General features: G+C 66.3%; 19 protein-coding genes. 2 read left to right on the plus strand and 17 right to left on the minus strand.

The features are described from left to right. Positions 1–20: 20 nt before the first annotated feature. From KA419_02190 to KA419_02235, 10 genes are all read right to left on the minus strand, one after another. Positions 21–1,838, minus strand: a complete 1,818-nt coding sequence (locus KA419_02190) for an NADH dehydrogenase (GenBank protein ID MBP7864733.1) — start codon at positions 1,836–1,838, stop codon at positions 21–23. Next, positions 1,829–3,358: an NADH-quinone oxidoreductase subunit L gene (locus KA419_02195; protein MBP7864734.1), complete on the minus strand. Its 1,530-nt coding sequence runs from the start codon at positions 3,356–3,358 to the stop codon at positions 1,829–1,831. Before KA419_02195 ends, KA419_02190 begins: the two co-directional genes overlap by 10 nt. A gap of 144 nt (positions 3,359–3,502) precedes the next feature. After that, a complete protein-coding gene (locus KA419_02200; GenBank protein ID MBP7864735.1) occupies positions 3,503–4,237 on the minus strand; it encodes a DUF4412 domain-containing protein in 735 nt (244 codons plus the stop codon). An 8-nt stretch (positions 4,238–4,245) separates the two neighbouring features. Then, on the minus strand, positions 4,246–4,740 hold the full coding sequence (nuoE, locus tag KA419_02205; protein MBP7864736.1) for an NADH-quinone oxidoreductase subunit NuoE: 495 nt from the start codon (positions 4,738–4,740) through the stop codon (positions 4,246–4,248). After that, positions 4,737–6,098, minus strand: a complete 1,362-nt coding sequence (locus KA419_02210; GenBank protein ID MBP7864737.1) for an NADH-quinone oxidoreductase subunit D — start codon at positions 6,096–6,098, stop codon at positions 4,737–4,739. The genes nuoE and KA419_02210 overlap by 4 nt, the downstream gene beginning before the upstream one ends. Before the next feature lie 796 nt (positions 6,099–6,894). After that, positions 6,895–7,488 (minus strand): hypothetical protein, encoded by a 594-nt coding sequence (locus KA419_02215; GenBank protein ID MBP7864738.1) that lies wholly within the window; start codon positions 7,486–7,488, stop codon positions 6,895–6,897. 223 nt (positions 7,489–7,711) lie between these two features. After that, complete coding sequence (locus KA419_02220; GenBank protein MBP7864739.1) at positions 7,712–8,782, minus strand: response regulator; 1,071 nt, start codon at positions 8,780–8,782, stop codon at positions 7,712–7,714. Further along, the gene (locus KA419_02225; protein ID MBP7864740.1) at positions 8,775–10,196 is read right to left on the minus strand and encodes a HAMP domain-containing histidine kinase; all 1,422 of its coding nucleotides are present in this window, start codon (positions 10,194–10,196) and stop codon (positions 8,775–8,777) included. The genes KA419_02220 and KA419_02225 overlap by 8 nt, the downstream gene beginning before the upstream one ends. A gap of 19 nt (positions 10,197–10,215) precedes the next feature. Then, positions 10,216–11,220 (minus strand): hypothetical protein, encoded by a 1,005-nt coding sequence (locus tag KA419_02230; GenBank protein ID MBP7864741.1) that lies wholly within the window; start codon positions 11,218–11,220, stop codon positions 10,216–10,218. Positions 11,221–11,250: 30 nt separating this feature from the next. Then, positions 11,251–11,697, minus strand: a complete 447-nt coding sequence (locus KA419_02235) for an Hsp20/alpha crystallin family protein (GenBank protein MBP7864742.1) — start codon at positions 11,695–11,697, stop codon at positions 11,251–11,253. A 174-nt stretch (positions 11,698–11,871) separates the two neighbouring features. Here KA419_02235 and KA419_02240 point away from each other — a divergent pair, with 174 nt between their 5' ends. Continuing rightward, positions 11,872–13,494 carry an EAL domain-containing protein gene (locus KA419_02240; GenBank protein ID MBP7864743.1) on the plus strand — a complete coding sequence of 541 codons (1,623 nt, stop codon included), beginning with the start codon at positions 11,872–11,874 and terminating at the stop codon, positions 13,492–13,494. Between the two features lie 606 nt (positions 13,495–14,100). Here the strand turns inward: KA419_02240 and KA419_02245 are convergent. Together KA419_02245 and KA419_02250 are read right to left on the minus strand one after the other, a co-directional pair. Beyond that, positions 14,101–14,682, minus strand: coding sequence for a hypothetical protein (locus tag KA419_02245; protein ID MBP7864744.1), 582 nt, complete (start codon positions 14,680–14,682; stop codon positions 14,101–14,103). A gap of 118 nt (positions 14,683–14,800) precedes the next feature. Next, on the minus strand, positions 14,801–15,277 hold the full coding sequence (locus KA419_02250) for a CYTH domain-containing protein (protein MBP7864745.1): 477 nt from the start codon (positions 15,275–15,277) through the stop codon (positions 14,801–14,803). 143 nt (positions 15,278–15,420) lie between these two features. On the opposite strand from KA419_02250, the gene KA419_02255 reads away from it, so the two are divergent. Beyond that, on the plus strand, positions 15,421–16,404 hold the full coding sequence (locus tag KA419_02255) for a potassium channel protein (GenBank protein ID MBP7864746.1): 984 nt from the start codon (positions 15,421–15,423) through the stop codon (positions 16,402–16,404). Between the two features lie 327 nt (positions 16,405–16,731). Here the strand turns inward: KA419_02255 and KA419_02260 are convergent, their stop codons facing one another. The 5 genes from KA419_02260 to KA419_02280 form a co-directional block, all read right to left on the minus strand. After that, positions 16,732–17,373 (minus strand): DUF502 domain-containing protein, encoded by a 642-nt coding sequence (locus tag KA419_02260; protein ID MBP7864747.1) that lies wholly within the window; start codon positions 17,371–17,373, stop codon positions 16,732–16,734. A gap of 9 nt (positions 17,374–17,382) precedes the next feature. Beyond that, positions 17,383–18,606, minus strand: coding sequence for an ABC transporter permease (locus KA419_02265; GenBank protein MBP7864748.1), 1,224 nt, complete (start codon positions 18,604–18,606; stop codon positions 17,383–17,385). Next, positions 18,606–19,415, minus strand: a complete 810-nt coding sequence (locus KA419_02270; protein MBP7864749.1) for an ABC transporter ATP-binding protein — start codon at positions 19,413–19,415, stop codon at positions 18,606–18,608. Before KA419_02270 ends, KA419_02265 begins: the two co-directional genes overlap by 1 nt. 13 nt (positions 19,416–19,428) lie before the next feature. Further along, positions 19,429–21,312 (minus strand): efflux RND transporter periplasmic adaptor subunit, encoded by a 1,884-nt coding sequence (locus tag KA419_02275; protein ID MBP7864750.1) that lies wholly within the window; start codon positions 21,310–21,312, stop codon positions 19,429–19,431. A 121-nt stretch (positions 21,313–21,433) separates the two neighbouring features. Next, positions 21,434–24,703, minus strand: coding sequence for a PD40 domain-containing protein (locus KA419_02280; protein MBP7864751.1), 3,270 nt, complete (start codon positions 24,701–24,703; stop codon positions 21,434–21,436). Positions 24,704–24,967 lie beyond the last annotated feature (264 nt).

The raw sequence follows: 24,967 nt of genomic DNA on the forward strand, positions 1-24,967 counted from the left end.
AGAAATCTCCGGACGTTGCCTCATTTCAGGAACAGCAGGGCCGCCACCAGCAGGAAGCCGACGAGGACCCAGGACAGGTAATGACTGTACACTCCGCTGTGGATCCCGCTCAGCATGGGGCGGGTCAGGCCGCGGCCCGCGGCGATCAGCCAGTCGAACACGGGGTCGACGAGCCGTTCGAAGTACTTGAACACGACGTTCGCGATCCACTGGACCACGTTCAGGCCGATCTCGTAGGCGTCGAACCGCTTGGCCTCGGCCAGCTCGTAGGCCCGGCCCAGGGCGGGGGACGTCCGGAGGTTGTCGAAAGTCTTGTGCACCCCCTCGCCCGACCGGCGCAGGGCGAAGAAGAGGAAGGCGCCGAACAGGTAGATGGCGAAGGAGGCCACGGTCACGGGGGAGAAGTGCCAGACGTTGAGGATCCACTCGTAGCTCTCGTGCCCGAGGAGCTGGTTGAAGAGGGAGGCGAAGGTGGTCATGAGCGAGCCGGTGAACAGGGCCGCCGCACCCAGGACGAGGACCGGGATGACCTGGGGGAAGGGCGCGTCGGTGTTTTCCTTGTCCCGCCGGTTGGCGAGGAGCACGCCCGCCATCTTGCAGAAGACGGCCACCATGAGGATGGCGCCGATCCACAGCAGGATGAACATCAGGTACTGGTGGCGCTCCAGCAGAGCCTCGAGGATCAGGTCCTTCGCGATGAAGCCGCCGGTGGGCGGCAGGGAGGTGGCGGCGGCGAAGGCCATCAGGAAGCCGAAGGTGGTGAGGGGCATCATCCGCCGGCGGTTCTCGATCCGCTCCAGGGACGCGCCGCCCGCCTCGGTCTCGAGGTTCCCGGCGCAGAAGAACATGGTGGACTTGTAGACCGCGTGGGTGAGCATGTACATGAGGGCGCCCGCCACGCCCGCGATCTCGGAGGTCGCCATGCCGACCACCATGAAGCCCACCGGGCAGATGGCGGTCAGGGCCAGCACCTTCTTGAAGTTCCGCTCCACGAGGGCGGGGACGATGGACACGAACACCGTGGCCGCGCCGAAGACGTACATCACCGCGCGGGCGTTGGCGTCGAGGGCGAACATGTTGAAGGTGACCTGGTAGAGGAAGTAGATCCCCAGGATCTTCTCCATGGACCCGGGCAGCAGGGCGAAGCCGGGCGCGGGCATGGCTTCGGCCGCGTCGGGGATCCAGGTGTGGAAGGGGAACATCCCCGCCTTGGCCCCGGCGCCGAGGAAGATCAGCAGGAAGGAGACGAACGCCCCGAAGGAGGAGCAGACGTGGACGTGGCCGTCGAAGCCCGTGGTGTTCCCAATGGCGAGGTAGAGCATGAGCCCCAGGATCATCAGGAAGTCGCTGGCGCCGCCGATGATCAACGCCTTGCGGGCCACGGGCTCGGCCGTCTCGCCGCCGCTGTGGATGACGGCGTAAAGGGCCACCAGGAAAACCTCCCAGGCCACCAGGAGGATCAGCACGTTGTCGGTGAGGATGACGGCGGCGCTGGCGGAGAAGGCCAGGAGGGAGAAGCTCAGGAACAGGGTCGGGCGGGCCACCCGGGTGATGAAGCGGAGCATGTAGATGCCGCCCATCAACTGGAAGAGGAAACAGAACATCAGCAGGGCGACCTTCCAGGGCGTCAGGCTGAATTCCAGGCGGAACGGGCCGACCCAGTCGTAGACGAAGCCGACCCCGGATTTGGAGATCAACGGGGCGAAGGCCGCGAGGGCGGCGGTCACGCCAAGCAGGGAGAACATGGCGGCCAGGATGGAGTTCCGCCGCAGGAGGGGAACCAGCAGGAAGGCGACGGCCAACGGGATCAGGATGGGGAACAGGAGGTTTATTTGCATGGGGTCATCTCCTCTCCGCGGGTCTCGACGTGAACAAGGGGTTTGACGGTGCCGGCGACCACCGGGGCGGTACACGCGGGCTTCCTCAGGGCCAGTCGCTCGAGGTCGGCCTTCTTGGCCAGCCGGTACGGGAACTGCAGCAGGACGCTGGTGACGATGGTGAGGGAGGCCAGGACGGTCACCACGCCCACCATCACGGGGGTCCCCTCGTGATGGGCTTCCCTGTCGCTCCGCGGCTTGCCCAGGAACATGTAGTGGAAGCTCTTGAGCATGTAGAGCAGCGTGATCACCGCCGTCAGGATGGCGAAGAGCGCGACGTACTGGTGCCCGGACTCCAGCAGGCCCGAAATGACGAACCACTTGCAGAAGAAGCCGGCCATGGGCGGGATGCCGGCGATGGACAGCGCGCAGATCAGGTAGCACACGGCCGTGACCGGCATCTTCTTCAGGAGGCCCCCCATCTTCGTCATGTCCTTGGTGTGGGTGCCGTGCTCGATGATGCCGGCGCAGAGGAAGAGCCCGCCCTTGGCCAGGCCGTGGGCCAGGATGTAGAGGATGGCCCCCACGTAGCCGTCGCGGGAGAAGGCCGCCAGGCCGAGGAAGGTGTAGCCGATCTGGCTGACCGTGGAGTAGGCCAGCAGGCGCTTGATATTGGTCTCCATCAGGGCCGCGCAGGCCGAGACGAAGGCGCTCACCAGGGCCAGCACCAGGACCGCGGTCTGGAGCTGGTCGGAGATCTTCATGCCCATCAGGAACATCCGGGCAAAGCCGTACAAGCCGATCTTGACCAGGATGGCGGCGTGGAGCAGCGAGGTAATGGTGGAGGGCGCCACCCCGGCGTCCGGCAGCCAGGTGTGAAGCGGGAAGGAGGCGCTTTTACTGAAGATGCCGCAGAGGATCAGGAAGAGCGCGAGCCCGCCGATCTCCTTGCCGGCCAACTGGGCGATCTCGAAGGTCCCGTACTGGGCGAAGAGGAGGATGAACCCGAAGAGCATCAGCACCGCCCCGCCGAAGGTGACCAGGAAGGCCTTGTCCGCCTTCCAGATGTAGTCCGCCTCGCGGTAGTAGCCGATCAACCGCCAGCAGGCCAGGGCCGAGATTTCCCAGAAGAGGTACAGGATGATGAGGTTCCCCGAGAACACCAGGCCCATCATCGCCCCGAGGAAGAGGGTCACGATGAAGTAGTACTCCGGCTCGTTCTCGGTGTGCTCGATGTACCCCAGGGAGTAGATGGCGATGAGCAGGGCGAGGAGGGACGAGGCGAAGCACATGAATGCCGCCAGCGCGTCCAGGGTGATCGTGAAGTTGATCGGTCCCCAGATCGGGAAGCTCCTCGTGAACATTTCGCCATTCAGGGCCGGCTGAAGGAGGAACCAGGTCATGACGTGGGTGGTGCCGAGCAGGGCCACCGACAGGTAGCCCGTCGCCTTGCGCTTCCCCAGCCAACCCAGGACCGGAATCATCAGGGATCCCAGAAGCGGGATCATGATGATTTTCAATACATGCGCCTGAAAATCCATAATTTATGCCTCGGGTGAATTGTGGGTTCCGCCTCGTAAGGGCGGATTATAGCGGCGATTCAAGGGATTGTCAACCGGGGGGTGAGAAAAAAACGGCGCGCCGGCGGGGCCGGCGCGCGCGGGCAACGGAAGGTTTCGGACGGGTCAGCGGCCGCCCTTCTGCATCATCTTCATGAAGTCGAGGGGCTCCGACTTGAAGCCGGCGGGCGGGTCGAAGACGGCGGCGGGGATCGGCTTGTTCTCCACCTTCAGCAGCTTGGTGGTCCCGCGCATCGCGGAGCCCATGACCTCCATCGCCATCTCGGACTCCACGGGGAAGCCGGCGTCGATGGATTTCATCTTGTCCATCATCTGCTTCATGGACGGGTTGGACGACATCATGGTGGCGCTCATCTCGAAGTAGTCCCCGAAGGGGATCTTGATGTCCTTGGTGCACCACATGGTCATCGTCATCTTCATGTTCACCATGCCGCCGGAAAGGGTCAGGACCACCTTTTCGCAGTTGTAGCCCGACACCTGCCGGGTTTCGCCGGTCTTCTTGACGTCCACGTCGAAGGTCATCATGGACATCATCTGGGCGAACTCGGGGGGGAACTGGAGGGGCAGGTCGGCCACCTGGTAGGTCTTCGCGGCGCGGTCGACGATGTACATCTTCTTGAGGTCGAGGCGGACGATCACGTCATTGCCCTCGCCCTGCATGGCCATCTTTCCCGTCTCCATGTAGATCTTGTCGATGGTGTTCTTCTCGGGGCTGTTCTGCCCCATCATGGTGAAGGCGTCCATGTGGTTCTGCTGCTCGATGTAAACGCCCGCGGCGGCAGCCCCGGAGAGAGCGAGGACGGCCGCGGCCGCCAGGATGATCTTGCCAAAGGAACGCATTTTTCCTCCTAAAGTGGGTTTGGTTTCGTTTTCAGCGTGTCGAGAACGGCGTCGATCTTCTCCGCCGTGAGGTCGGGGTAAAACTCCCCGTTGATCTGCATGACGGGCGCATGGTCGCACATGCCCAGGCACTCGACCCCCGTCAGGGTGAAGAGCCCGTCGGGTGTCGTCTCCCCCAGGCGGATCCCGAGCCGGCTTTCCAGGTGCGCCCGGAGGTCTTCGCTCCCCCGCAGCCAGCAGGAGAGGTTCCTGCAGAGGAAGATGTGGTGGCGGCCCACGGGTTTCTCGTTGAACATGAAATAAAAGGTGACGACTTCCCGCACCCGCTCCGGCGGGACCTCCAGCGCCTCGGCCAGGGCGTCCGCCAGGGTGTCGGGGACGTGTCCCCAGCGGGCCTGGACCGCGTAGAGGGCGGGGATCAGGGCGCTCGAGCCCAGGGGGAAGCGCTGCCGGAGGGCGGCGATTTCCTGGCGGAGGTCGTCGGGGAGCACGGCGGTGTTCATCGGTCCAGTTCTCCCCCGATCATGTTCACGCTCCCGAAGGTGACGATGAGGTCGGCGATCATGTGCCCCGGGAGGAGTTCCTCCAGGGCCGCCATGATGACGAAGCAGGGGGAGTGGACCCGGACCCTCCAGGGGCGGCCCGTCCCGTTGCTCACCACGTAGAACCCGAGTTCCCCGTTGGCGCCTTCCACCGCGGCGTAGGCGTCGCCGGCCGGCGGCTGGATCCCCTGGTTCTCCATGACCAGCATGAAGTGGTTCATGAGGCCCTCGATGCTGCCGTAGGTCTTCCCGAGCGGCGGCATGGCCACCGGCGGGCCGCCCGCGATCACCGCGGCCTTGTGCTCCGCACCCTGCCCCTCGAGGTTCGGGGACAATTTCGCCTCGCAGTGGATCAGGCCGGCGGTGCGGGCGTGCTTGGCCGCGTCCACCATGGCCGCGGCGTCCAGGTACTCCGCGGGCACCGGCGTCCGAACCCCGCCGGCCGTCATCTGGTCGAAGCACTGCTCGCAGATGCGGATGGACTGCTCCATCTCCGCCATCCGGACCCGGTACCGGTCGTAGTTGTCCCCGGCCTCGCCGGTGGGGACCTCGAACTGCACCCGGTCGTAGACGGCGTAGGGCTCGGCCTTCCGGAGGTCGTGGGCCACCCCCGTGGACCGGAGCCAGGGCCCCATCATCCCGTAGTCCAGGGCCAGCTCCCGGGTGATGGGGCAGGTCCCCCGGAAGCGGTCGAAGAAGATCCGGTTCTTCGTGAGGAGCTGGTCGGTCTCCTTCAGAAGGGCGCGGATTATCTTGAAGCATTCCCGTGCCTTGGCGGCGAACCCTTCGGGCAGGTCGGCCCGGACGCCGCCCACCCGGCCGTAGGACACGGTGACCCGGGCGCCGGTGACGTCCTCGATGAGTTCGTAGGCGTGTTCGCGGGCCTGCATGAAGTACAGGAAGGCGGTGAAGGCGCCCACCTCCATGGCGGAGGCGCCGACGCAGGTCAGGTGGTCGGCCAGGCGGGAGATCTCCCCCAGGACGACGCGGATGTACTCGGCCCGCTCGGGCGGCCGGACCCCCAGGAGCTTCTCCACCGCCATGCAGTAGCCGAAGTTGTTCAGCAACGGGGAGACGTAGTTGAGCCGGTCTGTGTAGGGCATCACGCCATTCCAGCTCACGTGCTCGGCGTCCTTCTCGAAGGCGCGGTGCAGGTAGCCGATCTCCACCTCGGCCTTCCGGATGGTCTCGCCGTCCAGGTCCACGTTGATGCGGATGATGCCGTGCATGGCGGGATGAGACGGCCCGATGTTCAGGAGGAAGCTCTGACGGCTCCCGTCCTCCGAGGTCTCGATGGGGGTGAGGGGCGGCTGCTGCATGTGACCATCCGCGGCGAACCGCGCCGCGGGCGCAGTATGCCAGAGTTGCGGGGCCGCGGTCAAGGGAGAAGGAGAAGGTGGATAGGCTGAAGGTGGATAGGCTGAAGGTCGGAGGAGAGGGCGTTGACTTCCAAGGTTGACGCGGTCGCAAAAAGTACCATCACCCTCCGGGAGATGGCTCAAACAAAGGTCTTACAGACACTTTTCCGTCTGTCTTCCGACTTTTTGCGAACCCGTCAAGGTTCGTCCCCCTCGGAATTTAACCACGAACCACACGGAAAAAGAATTCAGAATTCAGAATTCAGAAGACAGAAGACAGGAGTCGGGAGAAAGGCAAGAGGAGATGACGCCTGGCCGGTTGGCCGTGATCGGAGAGGCCTCTTCTCCGTGCCCCCGTGCCTCTGTGAGATCACCATCAGGACTTTTTTCGAGGGCGTCTAATACGATTTGCGTTTCTCCGTGCCGGGTGAGAGAAATTCCGGGAGCTTTCTCCCGGAGGCGCGGGTTGCCGTGGGGTCGCGCCGCTCCGGCGGCCTGCGCGGCGCGGTCAAAGCGGCGCTCCGGCAGCCTTCGCGCCGCACTCCGCAAGGAAGGGAGACGATCGAGGGCTGCGGGCCGCCGTCGCCAGGGGGGCCGCCGATCCCGGCTGCGACGGCGATTGCAGCGGCGGTTGCAACGGCGGTTGCAACGGCGGTTCCGACAGCGATTGCGATTGCGATACCGATACCGATACCGATACCGATGGGAGCCCCTCCGGGTCGACAGCCTACAGCCTACAGCCTAAACACCTAAACACCTATTCCCCTTCCTTCCACTCGCTGGGCGGGGCGGGGAGGGAGAGCAGGACGCGGTCCTTCAGCTCGGACCAGCGGGCGGCGTACCGGTCCAGGAGCAGGGCGTTCCCGGTCTGCTGGAGCCTCCCCTCCGCGGTTTCGTACTGGAAGAACCAGAGGGTGTAGCGCTGTTCGCCCGAGCGCGAGTAACTGTACTTGTACCGGTACTTCCCCAGGACGCCGCCCTTCTCGTCCCGGACGGGGAGGCCCTCCAGGCTCACCTCGGGGGCTAGCCGGACGACGGTGTTGGTCAGGGGGAGAAGGGTGTCCGAGGTCTCGACGGCGAAGAGGTCCGCGAAGGTCAGGGTCAGGCTTCCCGGGGGAATCCCCTCCCAGGACTGGGTGCGGACCCACTTCATCACCGCGGCGAGGTGCCGGTCGACCTCCTCGAAGCGCAGGAGTCGGCCACCCCGGTAGTTCAGGGACGCCTTCCCGAACTGGGCGAGCAGCTGCCCGCGAATCACGCCGGCTTTCCCGGTTTCCCCGGAAGGAAGGGCGTCAGCGCCCCACAACGCGACGGCCAGAGCCATCAGCACCCGTATTCCATGTACCCTCATCTTCACTCTCCTCCAGACCCGGCTGGGACCTAACCGAAAAACCCGCGAAAAGGGACCCGGGCGCCTTGGGGGGCCTTCCCGACGGCCCCTCGAACCGTCCTCAGCCCGTGTTCCCCTTTGGTCTGCCGCGCAGGCTGAAGCCCGCGCCACCATTTGCAGGGCCGTTTGGCCAGATCCGTCTCCCGCCTGGTCGTGCCGCGCAGGCTGAAGCCCGCGCCACCACTTACGGCTCGTGCAACGGCAGTTCGAAGGTGAACCGGGCGCCCCCGCCCGGACGGTTTTCAGCCCGGATCGAACCACCGTGGGCCTCCACCACCGCCCGGCAGACGTAGAGGCCCAGGCCCACCCCGCCCTGGCGCCCGTCGCGCTGGAAATACTTCTCGAACAGCGCCTCGCTGTCGGCGGCGGGGAAGCCCGGCCCCTCGTCCTCCACCCGGCAGCGGACGGTCGCGGCTTCCCGGGAGACCCGCACCGTGATGCCACCCCCGGCGGGCGAGAACTTGACGGCATTCTGCAGGAGGTTGTCGAAAACCTGTTCCAGCCGACCTGCATCGACGTCGGCCAGGACGGGGTCCCCGGGCGCCTCGAGGCGGACGTTCAGGCGCTTTTTCCCCGCCACCGGGCCGAAGCGTTCTAGGGCTTCCCTGGCCAATTGGACGACATCCGTGCGCGCCCGGTTCAATTTCAGCCGGCCCGATTCCAGCCGGGCCAGCTCGAGGAAGTCGGTGATCCGCGTGTCGATGCCCCGGGCGCTCTTCTCCACGAGGTCGAGGAGGCGGGAGGGGCTGCCGGCCATGGCGCCCAGGTCTTCCCGAAGCAGCTCCACCAGTCCCAGGATGGTGTGCACCGGGGCGCGAAGATCGTGCACCATCATGTTTCCGAAGTCGGTGCGGATCCCGTCGAGTTCGTCGCGCATTTTCTTCAACCGCAGCAACGACCGGATCTTGGCCAGGAGCAGGTCGTCCTGGACGGGCTTCGAGACGAAGTCGTCGGCCCCCGCCTCCAGGCCCCGGATGCGGTCCTCGGTCTCCTGGAGGGCGGTGATCATGATGACGGGGACGAACCGGGTCCGGGAATTCCCGCGGAGGGCGCGGCAGACGGCGAACCCGTCCATGCCCGGCATGAGGACGTCCAGCAGCACCAGGTCCGGCGCGTCCTCCCGGGCGAGCGCCACGGCCCGCGGGCCGTCGGGGGCTTTCCGGACCTCGTATCCCTCGGGGCGCAGGAAGGCCTCCAGCAGGACGAGGTTGTCGGGTTGGTCGTCGACGATCAGGACCCGGGGGGGATTATTCACCGTTGCCTCCGCGGGCCTTCACGAGTTCGCGCCCCGTACCCCCCGGCTCGAAACCGGCGACGGGGAGGGTGAAGGAGAAGGCGCTGCCGCCGTCCGGGCCCGGCTCGACGCGGATGCGCCCGCCCAGGCGCTCCACCATACCCCGGGTGAGGGAAAGCCCCAGCCCGGTGCCTTCCGTGGCTGAAGCCTGGGAAGCCCGGAAGAACGGCTCGAAGACCCGCTCCCGGTCTTCGGGGGGTATGCCCGGCCCGTGGTCGGACACCGTCACCCGCACCTCGTCCCCGTACTCGGACAGCCGGGTGGCGATCTCGATCTCGGAGCCCTCGGGGGAGAACTTGACGGCGTTGCTCAGGAGGTTGAAGAGGATCTGCTTGAGCTTGTTCCGGTTGGTCCGTATGCCGGGGAGTTCCGTCCCGCAGCGGAAGAGGAACTTCTGCCGCTTCCGCTCGGCCAGGGGGCGCATGGAAAGGAGGCAGTCCTCGATCTCGCCGGAGAGGTTCAGGTCCGCCAGGGGCAGTTCGGCGGCCTCGGCATCGAGCCGCGCGTAATCGAGGATCTCGTTGATCACGGTGAGCAGGTGCTCGCCGTTCTTGAGGATCAGCCGGGCGTACGCCTCCTGGTCGGGGGAAAGGTCCCCGTGGGTCTTCTTGAGCAGCACCCGGGAGAACCCGATGATGGCGTTCAGCGGGGTCTTCAGCTCGTGGGAGATCCCCGCGAAGATCATGGATTTCGTCCGGGAGGCCTTCTCCAGCTCCGAGTACTTGTGCTTGAGGGACTCGGACTTGAACTTCAGCTCCCGGGTCAGGTCCATGGCCCGGCGCAGGTGGAGGGCATGGGTGACCGCCAACCCCGCCTGGATCGACACCCGCTCCAGAAGGTCCAGGTGCTCGGGCGAGAACGGCTTGGTGGAACCGACGAGGATGACGCCCAGGACCTGTTCCGCCCGCGGGATCGGCTGGGCGATCATCACGCGGGGCAACACCTCGAGGTTGGGGTCTTTGCGGATCTTGAAGGGGAAATCGGCCGGGATGTCCGCAATGACGAGGCGCTTGTGCTCGCGGAACACCACCCCGGGAAACCCCTTTCCCGGGGCGATGCCGGGCGGTTCGCCGTCGAAGTTCCAGGTGGCGGCCGGAACGGCCTGGCGGCCCTCCGCCAGGTAGACAAGGCCGATCTCCGCATCGATGGCCGGGCACAGGATCCCCAGGGCGTCGTTAAGACCCGTGTTCAGGTCCGTCGAGGCGATCAGGCGGGTCAGGGTCTGGTTGAAGACCTCCTGGAAAAACTGCTTTCGCCGGAGTTCGTTTTCGCGGTTCAGGAGGCGGTGATTGGCCTCCGCCAGCTCCTCCACCATGTGGCGAAGCGCGGCGGAATTCTGCCCGGCGCTCGGTTTCGGAGGGGTCCGCGTGGGCACGTTTCGCAACCGGTCACGCTCAGCGGGCGGGAGCGGGGGCGGCGGGAACGTCCTTCCCGGGCTCGGCCGGGGCGGGGGGTGCCGGCGGCGGCGTGTCCTTCTTCGACTCGGCGGGCGGCGGGGGCGCGGGGGACGGCACGGGTGCGTCCGGCTTCGGCTCCGCCGGGGCCGTCTCCGGCTTCGGTTCAAGCTGGGGAGCCGGCGCGGGGGGCGGGGCGGTCGTCGGCGCCGGTACCGCCTCGTGCGCCGTCGCGGGGGCCGGCCCCGGGGCCGGGGCCGCCGTCGGCGGGGCGGGCGCGGCGTCGGGTTTCGGGCCGCCCGCGGGGTCCCGGACCAGTTCTATCTCCTGTTTTTCCACGATGATGCGCTGTACCCGCTCCTGGTCGTCCACGTCCAGCATGACCCCCTGGAACCCGCCGAGGTCCACACTGAACCGCCGGATGCGCACGGGGCCGTCCGGCCCCTCCGACACGCCCTCGCGCTCCAGGTTCATCGTGGCGTTGAGTTCGACCGCCACCTTCGGGATGTAAACGCTCAGGACCTGCCGGGGCGCCTTCCCCATGGCATACCGTTTGTAAAGGATGCAGTAGAGGCTGTAGACGGCTTCCTCGAGGATCCGGACCTGCGGTTTGACCGCCTTTGACCGGTTGAACTGTTGCCCGGCGAGGATGGCGTCGTCCGTGACCTTGCCCTTGTCGAACGTGGCCTTGAGCCGGTTCTCCTGGTCCGCGAAGAGGTAGGCCTCCTCGAAGTGGATGGGGTTGTAGGTGGCGTCCATGACCTCGCGGGTGCGGTAGAAGAAACCCATGTTCCCCGCTCCCTTGGGGAGGGTGAACTGGCTCTCGGTCTCCATGAGGAGACGCCCCCCCGTTTCCGGGCTCAGGGTGTACTTCTCGTAACCCACCGGTTTGTTCCGGAAGTAGATGGTGAAGTAACCTTCGTCGATGGCCTTTCCGGCGGTGTCGGCCGCGGGGATGCTCCCGGTCAGGGCCAGGACGGTCAGAAAGTACAGGATTGCGCGCATGGGAATCTCCTTGTTCGATTCGACGGGGCCCTAGTGCACGGGGACGGCGTCGGCGCCCCCGGCGGAGGCCTTGGGAACGGTCACGACCAGCACGCCGTTGCGGAGGGACGCTTCCACCCGGTTCGGATCGAGGACCGTCTCGAAGGTGAAGACCCGGTGAAATTCGCCGAATTCCCTCTCCAACTGGTGGAAGTTCGCCTTGCCGAACTCCGGGGCGGGCCGGCGGATCCCCTTGATGACGATCTCGTTGCCCTGGGCGACGATCTCCATGTCTTTCCGGACGATGCCCGGGACCTCCAGGATGATCACGAACCGGTCCTCCATCTCGTACACGTCCGTGACGGGCGTCCAGCAGACGCCGGTCCCGTGCCCGGCCCGGGCCTCCCGGTGAAACAGGCCCTGCACGTGCCGCTGCAGGCTGAACAACTCCCCGATTTCGTGCGGTTGCTTCTTGCGGCTCATATCCCCGAACCCCATTCCGCGGAATCCCGTCATTTATAGCATGATCGCGGAACAAAGGAAAGAGTTTCAGTTTCCCGTTCGCCGGGGGTCGAACCTGACGTATAATCGGGGTGATTGTGGCGCGGCGAGACCGGCAGCGAGGACGATTTCGACACCACCGCGCGTCGGCGAAGGGGGGAGAGAGGGACGATGGAACCCAGGCCGCTGGTCCTGATCGTGGACGACATCCCCGGCAACCGGATGATCATCCGCAAGGTCCTCGGGGAGGAAGGCTACCGCCTCCTGGAAGCCGAAAACGGCTGGGAGGCCGTGCAGATCGCCCTGAAGGAGATCCCCGACCTGATCCTGATGGACCTGATGATGCCGGAGATGGACGGTCACACCGCGATCCGGCGCCTGCGGGAGAACGAGAAGACCCAGCGCATCCCCATCCTCGTCCTGTCCGCCGTGTCGGAGAAGTCGCAGCGCATCCAGGCCCTCGAGGAAGGGGCCCTCGACTTCATCGGCAAACCCTTCGACCGCCACGAATTGCTCGCCCACGCCCGCTCCTACACGAAGATGTCCCTCCTCAACAAGAAGTACGTCCTCTCCACGATGGACCCCCGGACCCGCCTCCCCAACAAGACGGCCCTCCAGGATGACCTGCTGCACGCGATCGCGCCGAAGCTTTTCGTCCTGAAAATCGACAACCTCGACGCCATCTGCAAGTTCTACGGGAACGAGACCGCCTCGCGGGTGGAGGTCCGCTTCGCGGAGCTGCTGCCCCAGTTCATCAGCCAGAAGCTGTCGGTGGAACCGAAGGTCTACTACGTCAGCGACGCCACCTTCGGCATCTTCCTCGACGACGCGGACGGCGTGGTGGGCGAGCGCGGGATGCGCCGGATCTGCGAGCTTCTGCTCGACCTCATCCGGAACCAGAAGTTCGTCGCCCACAACCACGAGTTCAACGTCGACGTCACCATCGGGGTCTCCCTGGGCGGGGGGGACATCCTGCAGCGGGCCCTCCTGGCGCTCGACAACGCCGTCACGTCGCACCACGGCTGGTTCGTCGCCGAGGAGATCATCGCCGACCTCCACAAGGAGATCGAGAGCAACATCTTCTGGCTGGGGCGAATCCGGAGCGCCATCAAGAACGACTGGCTGGTGCCCTGGTTCCAGCCCATCCTCAACAACCGGACCGGCCGGATCGAGAAGTACGAATCCCTGATGCGCCTTCTCAACCCCGACGGCTCGGTCGATACCCCGGGATGCTTCCTCTCCGTGGCCAAGAAGAGCCGGTACTACCCCGATCTGACCCGGGCCATCCTGACCAAGACCGTCCGGGCCTTTGCCCAGCGCAGCGAGAGCGTCTCCGTCAACCTGTCGGTCCTGGACATCGAAAACCCCGACACCCGGGCCTTCATCCTCAACATGATCCGGGAAAACCCCCAGATCTCCCGGCGCCTGATCGTCGAAATCGTGGAGGAAGAGGGCTCGAAGAGCTTCGAGGCGATCCGGAGCTTCATCGGGGACGTGAAAGCGCACGGCATCCGGATCGCCCTGGACGACTTCGGCAGCGGCTACTCCAATTTCAAGCGGATCATGGAGTTGAACATCGACTACCTGAAGCTCGACGGCAGCCTGGTCCGCGACATCCTCCGGGACGAGGCCTGTGCGAAGGTCGTGCGGATGATGACGGAGTTCGCTCACAACTCCGGCCTGCTGACCATCGCCGAGTACGTGGAGAGCCAGGTGCTCCAGGACGAACTGCTCCGGATCGGCGTGGACTATTCCCAGGGCTACCTCATCGGCAAACCGGCCCCGCTGGAGTGACGCCGCGTACGGCAGCACGGGATCCCCTCCGGATTTGCGGGCAAAGCCCCCGCCCCGGAAAACGGGTTCAAACCCCGGAATACGCTTCTTGTCTCAAGCCTTTCTCTGGAACGCCCTCGAGCCCCATCGGCCTCCTCGGTTCCGTCTGTCCCTTTGGTCCTTTCGTCCTTTCGTCCCTTCGATCTCCGTTGTCACCAAGAGAACCGCATGCCCCGAAAAGGCCGGCGCCCAGTGGCATTTTTGCCCCCAAGTGCTTTCTCTTCCGAAAGGTGCGTGGTTTATGTTGAGGCCGCGCCGCTCCGGCGGCCTGCGCGGCGCGATCAAAGCGGCGCTCCGGCAACCTCCGCGCCGCACTCCGCAGGACAGAATCCAGGCTGGAGGCAGCGGGTCCACAGAGGAGGTCGATGGCGGCGGGGATGGCGGCGGGGTGGGGACGGCGATGGCGACGGCGATGGCGATGGCGAGACCGATTGCGATACCGATTGCGATACCGATTGCGATACCGATACCGATACCGATACCGATGCCGATTCCGATGCCAGTTCAGACCCCAACAAGGAATCCTCCGGACCTACAGCCTACAGCCTATAGCCTACAGCCTACAACCTACAACTTGAACCGAAAACTGTCGAGGATGGAAAGCACCTGCGGGTCCTTGTCCGCCCCCTCCCCCTGGCAGGTGATCCGGACCTGGTGGAGATCCTTGAAGCGGGCCACGTAAACGGCCTGGAACGTCCCGTAGGTGTACGTGGTCTTCGCCCACCGCGCCCCCCCGAACGTCAGGGATTCCACCGGGGTCGCGCGGAGGTTGGGGTTGTCCCTGAGGAACTTCTCCAGGTGTTGCTCGGGCGTCTCCTCGGTGTTTCGCTGGACGGCCACCAGGACGTAGCACGCCTGGCCTCGCTTCTGAAGGTTGAGCATGGCGTAGGGGCTCCGGTCGGGGTAGCCTTCGTTCAGGTCCTTGAAGTCCCAGCCGTCGGGGACCCGGATCTCCAGCAGGGCGTTCGCGTACGGCTTGCCCGGGACTTCGGCCGGGGCCTCCCCCGGCCCGGCGGCAGGCGTCGACCCGCCCCCGCCCGGCCCGGCACCGGCGCTCCCTTTTTCCCCCCCGGGTTTACCCCCGCAACCAGCGAGTACGCCCGCCAGGGCGACCAGGACCAGGGACGACCACACACGCGCTTTCGACATCGGAATCCTCCTTTTCTCCTTCCTGACATCCCCGCAACAAGTACCGTACCCTCCGGGCGATGGCTCAACCAAAGGCTTTGCAGATACTTTCCCGCTCGATTTCCGACTTTTCGCGGGCTCATCCTTCCGGACGCCACGACGCGAACGGGCTCAGGTAAAGGTTCACGTTCTGGAAACGGGGGTCCGAGGTGACTTCCGCACCAGCCCAGGGTGGCGGCTTGACAACCTCACCCGGGTTGTCCAGCTCCACCTCCGCCAACCGGAGCCCGGCGTTGCCCCCCTCGAACACGTCCACTTCCCAGGTTTTCCCGCCGTAAGGGACACGGTACCGGACCTTCTCCACGGCCGGCCGGTCGCAGAGCGCCCCCAGCATCTCCGCCGCGTCGTCGAAAGGGATTTCGTACTCGTACTCCGGCCGGCAGGCGCCCTCCGTCTTCCCCTTGACGGTGAGGAAACCCCGGTCCCCGGCCAGGCGGACCCGGACGGTCCGCGCCGGGTCCACCGAGAGGTAGCCCTGTCGAATCCGGACACCGTCGCCCGCGGGGACGGACCAATCCTCGCCCACGGTGAATTTGCGTTCGATCTCCATGCCCATTCGCTCGCCCCCGTTCGGATATCGGGTTCATTATCCCGCGGGACCGTTGCACAATCAACGGATTTGAACCTATAATGGGGCGGCTGGGTGATTTTCCCACGGGTCGGTGGATCTTGCTGGAATCGAACGAAAACCGAAGAAAGATGCTCACGGCGGTTTTCCTGATGCTCGCCATCGTGGTGGTGGGCACCGGCGGGTTCCGGATCCTGATGGGATGGAGCCTGGTGGACTCGCTCTACATGACGCTCACGACCCTCACCACCATCGGGTTCGGGGAGATCCACCCCATGGGGGTCAAGGGCCGCGTCTTCACCATCGGCCTCCTCCTGGTGGGGGTCGGCACCGCGCTGTACGTACTGACCCTCGGCGCCCAGGTCCTCGTCGAAGGTCACGTGCGGAATCTCTTCAGGAGGCGGAAAATGGAGCGGGCGGTTTCACGGTTGGAGAACCACGTGATCATCTGCGGGTACGGCCGCATGGGACGAATCGTGGGGGAGGAACTGAGGGCGCGGGGCGTCCCCTTCGTCGTCATCGAGGGGGTCCCCGAGCTGGCCCGGAAAATCCAGGATGACGACCTCCTCGTCATCGAGGGGGACGCCACCCGCGACGAGACCCTCCGGCAGGCGGGGGTGGAACGGGCCCGGGCCATCGCCTGCGTGGTGGACTCGGACGCCAAGAACCTCTACATCACCCTGTCCGCGCGGGTCCTCAACCGGAAGATCTTCATTCTCTCCCGCTGTGCCGAGGAATCCGCCGAAGAAAAACTGAGGCGGGCCGGCGCCGACAAGGTGATCTTTCCCTACCGGGCCGGCGCCCGACAGATCGCCAACACCATCATCCACCCCAACGTGACGGAGTTCATGGAGATGATCAGCCAGCGGGGGTCCATCCAGCTCGAGATGCGGGAGTTCACCCTTCCCGCCGGCTCCTTCCTGGACGGCGTCCCGCTCCGGAAATCGAAACTCCGGGAGACCTACAACCTGATGGTGGTGGGTATCCGGCGATCGGGCGGGGAGAGCATGCTCTTCAACCCGGCCACCGACCTGACCCTGGAAGCCGGCAACATCCTCATGATCCTGGGGAAACCCGAAAATGCCGACCGGCTGATGACCGACCTGAAGGTGTGAACCCCGCCCTCCGCCTTGTGCCTGCGCGCCTGCGTTTCATGGTGCGAAAGACGCGCGGGTTGGGTCGGGGCCGCGCCGCTCCGGCGGCCTGCGCGGCGCGATCAAAGCGGCGCTCCGGCAGCCTTCGCGCCGCACTCCGCAAGGTAGGGAGACGATCGAAGCTTGCGGGCCGTCGCCGCAAGGGGGCCGCCGATCCCGGCTGCGACGGCGACGGCGATTGCGATTGCGACGGCGATTGCGACAGCGATTGCGACAGCGATTGCGATCCCGATACCGATACCGATACCGATGGGAACCCCTCCGGACCTACAGCCTACAGCCTACAGCCTATCCCATCACCAGCGGCCGCGTGGGGAAAGCGTCCGGCGCCACCATGCCGCCGGAGATGATGACGGCCATGGCGCTGTCCACGGGGATGTCCAGGAGCAGGATCTTCTCCACGGGGATCACCGTCAGGAAGCCGGTGGTGGGGTTGAGCGCCCCCAGGACCAGCACCAGGCCCATCCGGCGCCCGTCCGGAAGGACGGTCTCACCGTTGAGGAAGCCGACCGCCCAGCGGTCGTCGGCCGGGTAGGGCACCAGGACCACCTTCTTCGGCCGGTCGTCCGAACTTCCGGTAAAGCTGGCCATGATCCGCTTCACGGCATCATAGACCCCGCCCGCGAGCGGAATCCGGGCCAGGACCTTCTCGCCCAGGCGGATCAGGCGCCGGGCGAGGAAGTTGTTGGCCAGGATCCCCACCACCAGGAGGAGCGCCACGGTCAGCAGGATGCCCAACCCCGGGACATCCATCCGGAACAGCTTCTGGGCGAGCGGTTTGCAGAGGTTGTCCAGGCTCCGGAAGAGGAAGGAGACGACCCACGCGGTCAGGACCACGGGCACGATCACGAAAAGTCCCGAGAGGAGGGCGTTCTTCAGGATGCAGCCGAGGCTGCGCCGCTTGCAGGGACGGGCGGGGATGTCGCTCATCGTGAAGCCTCACTCGTAGCGCAGGGCGTCGATGGGGTCGAGGGAGGCGGCCTTGTGGGCCGGGTAGTAGCCGAAGAACACCCCGACGCCGGCGGCAAAACCGAACGACAGGAAGATGGAGACGGACGAGAGGTGGGTCGGCCACTGCAGGAAATGGGCGATGACCAGGGAGAGCGCGATCCCGAGCCCCACTCCGAAAGCGCCACCCAGGAGGCTCAGAAGAAGCGACTCGGAGAGGAACTGGAGCCGGATCTGTCCCGGGCGGGCGCCGATGGCCATACGGATCCCGATTTCCCGCGTCCGCTCCGTCACCGAGACCAGCATGATGTTCATGATGCCGATGCCGCCCACCAGGAGGGAGACCGCGGCAATGCTCCCCAGGAGGAGCGTCATGACCTGGTTGGTCTGCTGGGCGGCGTCGGCCACGTCCGTCATGTTGCGCACCATGAAGTCGTCGGGTTGACCGGGGCCGATCCGGTGCCGCTGGCGCAGCAGTTCGGTGATCTGGGTCTCGGCGGACTTGGTCGCCGCGGCGCTGACGCAGGAGATCATGGCGGAGTTGATGGAGAGGATGGTCTGCCCCAGGAGCTTGCGCTGGACCGTGGTGTAGGGCATGATGGCCACGTCGTCCTGGTCCTGGCCCATCATGGACTGGCCTTTCGGCGTCAGGACCCCGATGACGAGAAACGGGAGGTTCCGGATCCGGATGGTCTGCCCCACGGGGCTGAGACCGGGGAACAGGTTGTCCACAATGGTCTTGCCCAGCACCACCACCCGCTTCGCGGACCGGACGTCCCCCTCTTCGAAGAAGACCCCCTCCTGCACGCTCCAGTTCCGGACCTTGAGGAACTTCTCGCTGGCCCCCTGGACCGAGGCGAACCAGTTCTGGTTCCCGAAAACCATCTGGCCCGACGACCGGACGATGGGGGTCGCCGCGGCCACGGCGGGGCACTCCCGCTCCACCGCCATCACGTCCTCGTCGGTGAGGGTGCTGGCCGCCCCGGCGCCGCCCCGGACACCGCCCTGGGTCATGCTCCCCGGCCAGATGTAGAGGATGTTGGTGCCGATGCTGGAAATCTGGTCCTGGACCAGTTCCTGGGCCCCCTGGCCGATGGAGACCATGGCGATCACGGCGCCGACCCCGATGATGATCCCCAGCATGGTGAGGAAGGACCGCATCTTGTTGCGCCCCAGGGCTCGGACGGCGATCTTCAGGATGGCCAGGATTTTCATCAGTCGTCGTCCTCCTCCTCGACCACGGGCATGCTCGCCAGGACGGCCCGGGCGTCCAGGGGATTCTCGACGGGGAGGTCCCGGTGGATCCGTCCGTCCCGGAAAACGGCGATGCGCCGGGCGAACTGAGAGATGTCGGGCTCATGGGTCACGATGAGGATGGTCATCCCCATCTCCCGGTTGAGACGCTGGAAGATGTCCATCACCTCCACGGAGGTCCGGCTGTCCAGGTTGCCGGTGGGCTCGTCCGCGAGGATGATGGAGGGGTTGTTCACCAGGGAGCGGGCCACGGCGACGCGCTGCTGCTGGCCGCCCGAGAGCTGGTTCGGAAGGCTGTGCTCCCGCTCCGACAGGCCCACCGCCGCCAGCGCCTCCCGGGCGCGCCGGGACCGTTCGCGCGCCGGGACGCCGGCGTAGAGCAGCGGGAGTTCGACGTTTTCCACCACCGAGGTCCGGGGGACCAGGTTGAAGGACTGGAAGACGAAGCCGATGGCCTGGTTCCGGACGTCCGCCAGCTCGGTGCGGGACATGGTGGACACGTCGATGTCGTCCAGGAAATAGCGCCCGCGGGTGGGGCGGTCGAGGCAGCCGATGATGTTCATCATGGTGGACTTGCCGGATCCGGACGGGCCCATCACCGCGATGAACTCCCCCCGGCGGACCATCAGGGAGATCCCGTGGAGGGCGTGCACTTCCACCTCGCTGGTGTGGTAGATCTTGTGGACCTTCTCCAGACGGATGACCGCGACGCCGGGCGCAAAGGCGGTCCCGGGGTGGGTGTCCGTTTCCGGCGAAAGGTGGGTGTCCATCGTTCGAAGCCCGTCAGCGCCGGCCGCCGCCGGGAGGCCCGCTCATGAAGGGTGAGCGCTGCTGCTGGCCGCCGGAGGCCCCGGGTCGCTGCGACCCGTTGCTCTGGGAGGTGTCGCTGACGATCACCTTGTCGCCTTCCTTCAGGTCGCCCCCCACCAGTTCGGTGTTGGCCCCGTCGGTGATGCCCAGCACGACTTTCCGCACGGCGGGCTTTCCGCCGGCGTCCATGACCCAGACGATGCCCGGCCGCTGCCGGCGGGTGCGGGGCTCCGGGAACCGGATCTTGTCGGCGGGGTCCCAGAGCTGTCCGGGAGCCAGGCCGGCGGCGCCCTTCTCCGCCACTGCCGGCGCCGGTTTTCGCCCGGCAGGCCCGGAAGCGCCGCCGGTCGCCCCGACGCCGTCCTGCGATCGCCCGCCACGCCCCTCCGTGAACCGTGCCCGGATCAACTGCCGCTGCTCCTCGGGGAGTTGACGGAGCTTGCCGAAAAGCTCCCGCTTTTCCTCCGGGGTCAGGTTGGGGTCCCGCATCTTTTCCAGGAGCGCCTCCACGTCGGGCGGCAACGCGGCGCCTTTTCCGGCGGCTGTCCCCGCGGACGCGGTTTGTGGTGCTTCCTCGCGACGGCCGCGCCCCCGTGGGGCGGTCTGCCCGTCTGCGGGGGAAGCCGGGGCGGTCGCTCCCGTGCCGCCCGCGGACGGGGCGGGCTCCCGGCCCCCGCGCCCCTCGGACCCCTCGAACCCTCCCCGAATCTCCTTCATCAACTCCCGGACCTTCTCCTGGGTCATCCCCGGGGGGAGGTAACGCAGGGAGGCGTTGGGAACGCGCAACACGTTCTCGCGCTGCTCCACGGTCATGGTAATGTTGGCCGTCATCCCGGGTTTCAGCTTCAGATCGGAATTGTCCACCGAGATGACGACGTTGTAGGTCACCACGTTCTGAACGGTCGTCGGGTTGAGCCGGATCTCCGAGATCTTCCCCGTGAAACTCTCCTGGGGGTAGGCGTCCACGGTGAACTTGATGTCCACCTTGTCGGAGATCTTGCCGATGTCGGCCTCGTCCACGCTGGCGTTCACCTGCATCTTGGTCAAATCGTTGGCGATGACGAAGAGCGTGGGGGCCTGCAGGCTCGACGCCACCGTCTGGCCGACGTCCACGCTGCGGGAGACCACCACCCCGTCCACCGGGCAGATGATGTCGGTGTACCCCAGGTTGGTCCGGGCCTGGTCGAGGGCCGCGACCGCCTGCTCCTCCTGGGCCTTGGCCTGGGCGAGCTGGGCCTTGGCGGAGCGGAGCTGGGCCTCCACCTGCGCCAGGGCGGCCTCCGTCTGCTGGTAGCGGGCCGCGGAGGCGTCGGCGGCGGCCTTGGCGTTGTCCAGGTCGCTCTGGGCCGCGATGCCGCCCTTGACGAGGTCGGTGTTCCGCCGCAGGGTGAGGGCGTCGTTGTCCCGCGTCGCCCGGGCGGCCTCGATGTTGGCCCGGGCGCTCCGCAGGTTGGCCTGCTGGTTGACGATGTCGGCCTCGGCCATGGCCACGCGGGCCCGGGCGGCCGAGAGGCTGGCCTCGGCGTTCTGCACCTGGGACTGGAAGTTGCGGGGGTCGATCTCCGCCAGGAGCTGGCCGTGTTTCACCACGGAGTTGTAGTCGGCGTAGAGCTTCTCGATCTGCCCCGAGACCTGGGTCCCCACCTGCACGGTGAGCACGGCCTGGACGGTCCCCGTCGCGGTCACCGTGTTCCGGATCGCCCCCCGCTCGACGGCGGCGGTGGTGAACTCGACGTCCGCTTTCCCGCCGAAAAAGGAACTGTACAGGAGGTATCCCCCGACGGCGAGAATCGCGACCAATATAAGGGTGACGATGATCCGTCTCTTTTTCGAGCGGGGTTTTGCGGTCAGGGCCATGGTGTCTGTCTCCAGCGATGAGTCGTTTTTCGGCCGCCCAACGGCGACGGGCTAGTATAACACGCACGGCGGCTGGATGGTTTCAACCATTTCAGACCGGCCGCCGTTCCGGGGACCGGTTCTACCGGCCCCGGGGGAAGGGCCCGGGGGCGAAGGTCGGGGCCTTGTGCGCTTCCAGGGCTTTCAGGACGCTTTCAACGGCCTTCTCGAGCTGGGGGTCACGGCCGGCGGCGAAGTCGGCCGGCGTGTACTCCACCTCGATGTCGGGGGCCACCCCCTCGTTCTCCACCGCGAACGTCCCCTCCTTCGTGACGAAGGCGATGCTCGGGGCGGTGACGCCGCCGCCGTCCATCAGGACCGGGTAACCGGTGATCCCCACCAGGCCGCCCCAGGTGCGTTTGCCGACGAGAGGCCCGATCTTGCGCTGCCGGAAAAGGTAGGGAAACATGTCGCCGCCCGAGCCGGCGTACTCGTTGACGATCAGGGCCTTGGGGCCGTAGACCGACGCCAGGGGGCTGGTGATGGGCTTGCCCATGCGGTGCATCCACCAGGAGGTGAGGGGGCGGTCGAGCCACTCCACGAAGTAGTCGGCGATGGAGCCGCCGCCGTTGAACCGTTCGTCCACCACGAGGCCTTCCTTGTCGACCTGCGGGAAGAAATACCGGTTGAAATGGGTGAAGCCGCCGGTGGAGGTGTCGGGCAGGTAGATGTAACCCACCCGGCCGTTCGACAGGCGTTCCACCGTTTTCCGGTTGTTCTCCAGCCAGTCCCGATATCGCAGATTGGCCTCCGAGGCCAGCGGGACAACGGTCACGACCCGGGAACCCTCGAGGGTGGGGGCGCCGTTCACCCGGAGCCGGACCTGGCGGTCGGCCTTGCCGAGGAGGAGCCGCGAGATGTCGTCGTTGCCCTTCAGGGCCTGGCCGTCCACCTCGAGGACGTATTCCCCTTCCTTCACCCGGATGCCGGGCTCGGTGAGCGGGGACCGCAGGCCGGGGTTCCAGTTCTCGCCGGCGTAGATTTTCCGGATGCGGGTGAAGCCGTTCACCGTCTCGTAATCCGCGCCCAGGAGGCCCCCGGCCGCCCCCTCGGACTCGGGGACGTCCCCGCCGAAGACGAAGGCGTGGCCCACGCAGAGTTCACCGAGCATCTGGGCGAGAACGTAGTTGAGGTCCGACCGGGAGGCGAGGTAGGGAAGGTAAGCCTCGTATCGGTCCCAGACCGCCGGCCAGTCCTGCCCGTGCATCCCGGGGTCGTAGAACCACTCGCGGCAGATCCGCCAGGCTTCCCGGGCCATCTGGCGCCACTCGGCCGCGGGCTCGGACCAGACGGTCATCTCCTCCGTTCTGAGCTTTCCCTCGCCGGGCTTGGGGGTCCCCTCGGCGTCCGTGACGAAGTACTGCTGCCCCTTGCCGTAGACGAGCTTCATCCCGTTGGCGGACAACTCGTACCGACTGATCCCGGAGAGGATCGTCTCGTCCTTCCGCTCGCCGAGGTCGAAGCGGTGCAGGTTGTACCCCTCGCCCTGGGGGGCGTCCTCGAGGTCCTGCTCGCCGCCTTTCCCCTCCAGAAAGAAGACTTTCCCGTCGTTGCCGGTGCGCAGTTCGTAGAAGAAGCCGGCCGCCACCGGGAAAGCCACGATGCGTTGCCGGAGGCCCTCGAGGTCCACCCGGCTTCCCCCCGTCTCCGTCCGGCCGCCCTCGGCGGCGGGCTTGGGCGTCTCCGCCTTCGCAGGCGCGGCCGGCTCCTTCTCGTCGTCGCTCTGGGGCCCGAAGGGCGACGGGTCGTCCGCCGAGAGCACCGCGGCGTAGAGGGTCGCCGTGGGCTTGTGTTGGAGCGAGGTCAGGTCGAGCCAGGAGGTGACCTGTCCCCGGTTGGTCCCGGCCAGGAAGTACAGGTACTTCCCGCTCCGGTCGAAGGCGGGGGACCAGGCGTCGCTCATGCCGTCGGTCACCTGGGTGCCGGACGCCTTCTCGACGCTGTAGAGCATGACCGCCCGGAAGTGGTTGTCCAGCATCCGGTCGTAGGCGATCCACTTCCCGTCGGGCGACCAGGCGGCGTTGAGGTCCCGGTAGAAGTTGAAGTAAGTGGTCGAGTCGATCTTCACGGGGAGCCCCTTCTCCAGGTCCAGCCAGAACAGGTTGAGCCGGCTGTCCTTGTATGCAACCCGCTTCGAGTCCGGGGACCACCGGATCCCGAAGCACCACCCGGGGTCGGTGAGGGGGATGACCCGCGGCGGCTTTTCGCCCTTTTGGTCGACGATCTTCAGGGCGTATTCCCCGCCTTCCTCTCCGAAGTAAGCGACCCAGGTGCCGTCGGGCGACCAGGCGGGCTCCCGCTCCATGGCGCCCGGCGTCCGCGTCAGGTTGCGGATGTCCCCCTTCTCGACGGGCACGGTCAGGATCTCCCCCCTGGCCTCGAAGGCCACGCGCTTGCCGGCGGGGGAGAGACTGAGGTTCTGGATCTGCTTCGCCGCCTTGACGTAGCGGGGCATGGCCTGGATGGCTTCGGGTTCGAGGCTGACGGTCAGCTTCGAGACCGCCCCCGTGGCGGGGTCGAGGAGGTGGAGGTACCCCTCGCGCTCGAACACGACCCGTTTCCCGTCGGTCCCGTAGGACTTGACGTCCGCCCCCGTGAAGCGGGTGAGCGGTTTCACCTCGCCCGTCCGGGACTCGTAGAGGTGCAGGTTCATCACCCGGTCACGGTCCGACAGAAACATCACGTTTCCCTCGAACCACCGGGGGTCGGTGTCGTTGGAATCCTGGCGGGGGACCTTCCGCGCGGACCCGCCGGCGACGTCCCAGATCCAGATGAACGGGGCCATCCCGCCGCGGTAGCGGCGCCACACCGAAAAGACGGAGTTGGGCATGGACGTGTAGGCCAGGGTCTTCCCGTCCGGGGAGAGGGCGGCCTTGAAGGCCATGGGCAGCGGGTAGGCCTGGGCGGGGCCGCCCTCGACCGGGACCCGGTAGAGCCGGTCGTAACGGGGGTTGACGCTGTCGCGAGGCGAGGAGAAGAGCACGGATTGACTGTCCGGCGTCCAGCCCGTCACAAAGTCCGGCAGGGGGTGCCAGGTCAGCCGGCGGGGAGAACCGCCCCCGCTGGGAATGACGAAGACGTCCCAGTTCCCGGCGTACTGGGCGGTGAAAGCGATCCAGCGGCCGTCGGGAGAGAAGGCCGGCAGGGCCTCCATCCCGGGGTGGGCTGTCAGGCGAACCGCCGTGCCGCCCGCCGCGCTCACCGTCCAGAGGTCGCCCGCGTAGACGAAGACCACGCGGTCGCCGTGGATGTCCGGCATCCGCAGCAGCCGGGCATCGGAGAAGGCGAGAGCGGACCCCGTCAGAAGCGTGACCCACAGCATCAGGAACGAACCCGTTCGACGACTTTTCATCATGACCTCCGGTGTGGTGGTGGCAGAATCGTCCGTTCCGCCGTGCGGGATAAACGATTGTATACGTCGAAGGCAGCCGAAAGTTGATGCGGTCGGAAAAAGTCCTTTTCTCTCACCGAGGCACGGAGGCACGGAGTAATGCAAATCGTATTTATCAGAATCAACAATCCTTATGATTCTTCTCCGTGCCTCCGTGTCTCAGTGAGATCACAATCCGGACTTTTGCGAGCTCATCCGTTTTCAGTGAAGCGGCGGGGATGCGCA

The sequence above is a fragment of the Acidobacteriota bacterium genome (assembly GCA_018001935.1).
Taxonomy (GTDB): domain Bacteria; phylum Acidobacteriota; class JAAYUB01; order JAAYUB01; family JAAYUB01; genus JAGNHB01.

What these genes read in the sequence shown, in the direction of transcription:
- KA419_02270 (MBP7864749.1), bottom strand. Translation starts at nt 19,415, where the DNA reads ATGGACACCCACCTTTCGCCGGAAACGGACACCCACCCCGGGACCGCC.
- KA419_02255 (MBP7864746.1), top strand. Translation starts at nt 15,421, where the DNA reads ATGCTCACGGCGGTTTTCCTGATGCTCGCCATCGTGGTGGTGGGCACC.
- KA419_02260 (MBP7864747.1), bottom strand. Translation starts at nt 17,373, where the DNA reads ATGAGCGACATCCCCGCCCGTCCCTGCAAGCGGCGCAGCCTCGGCTGC.
- KA419_02235 (MBP7864742.1), bottom strand. Translation starts at nt 11,697, where the DNA reads ATGGGGTTCGGGGATATGAGCCGCAAGAAGCAACCGCACGAAATCGGG.
- KA419_02240 (MBP7864743.1), top strand. Translation starts at nt 11,872, where the DNA reads ATGGAACCCAGGCCGCTGGTCCTGATCGTGGACGACATCCCCGGCAAC.
- KA419_02245 (MBP7864744.1), bottom strand. Translation starts at nt 14,682, where the DNA reads ATGTCGAAAGCGCGTGTGTGGTCGTCCCTGGTCCTGGTCGCCCTGGCG.
- KA419_02250 (MBP7864745.1), bottom strand. Translation starts at nt 15,277, where the DNA reads ATGGGCATGGAGATCGAACGCAAATTCACCGTGGGCGAGGATTGGTCC.
- KA419_02210 (MBP7864737.1), bottom strand. Translation starts at nt 6,098, where the DNA reads ATGCAGCAGCCGCCCCTCACCCCCATCGAGACCTCGGAGGACGGGAGC.
- KA419_02190 (MBP7864733.1), bottom strand. Translation starts at nt 1,838, where the DNA reads ATGCAAATAAACCTCCTGTTCCCCATCCTGATCCCGTTGGCCGTCGCC.
- KA419_02280 (MBP7864751.1), bottom strand. Translation starts at nt 24,703, where the DNA reads ATGAAAAGTCGTCGAACGGGTTCGTTCCTGATGCTGTGGGTCACGCTT.
- nuoE (MBP7864736.1), bottom strand. Translation starts at nt 4,740, where the DNA reads ATGAACACCGCCGTGCTCCCCGACGACCTCCGCCAGGAAATCGCCGCC.
- KA419_02265 (MBP7864748.1), bottom strand. Translation starts at nt 18,606, where the DNA reads ATGAAAATCCTGGCCATCCTGAAGATCGCCGTCCGAGCCCTGGGGCGC.
- KA419_02230 (MBP7864741.1), bottom strand. Translation starts at nt 11,220, where the DNA reads ATGCGCGCAATCCTGTACTTTCTGACCGTCCTGGCCCTGACCGGGAGC.
- KA419_02275 (MBP7864750.1), bottom strand. Translation starts at nt 21,312, where the DNA reads ATGGCCCTGACCGCAAAACCCCGCTCGAAAAAGAGACGGATCATCGTC.
- KA419_02195 (MBP7864734.1), bottom strand. Translation starts at nt 3,358, where the DNA reads ATGGATTTTCAGGCGCATGTATTGAAAATCATCATGATCCCGCTTCTG.
- KA419_02200 (MBP7864735.1), bottom strand. Translation starts at nt 4,237, where the DNA reads ATGCGTTCCTTTGGCAAGATCATCCTGGCGGCCGCGGCCGTCCTCGCT.
- KA419_02215 (MBP7864738.1), bottom strand. Translation starts at nt 7,488, where the DNA reads ATGAGGGTACATGGAATACGGGTGCTGATGGCTCTGGCCGTCGCGTTG.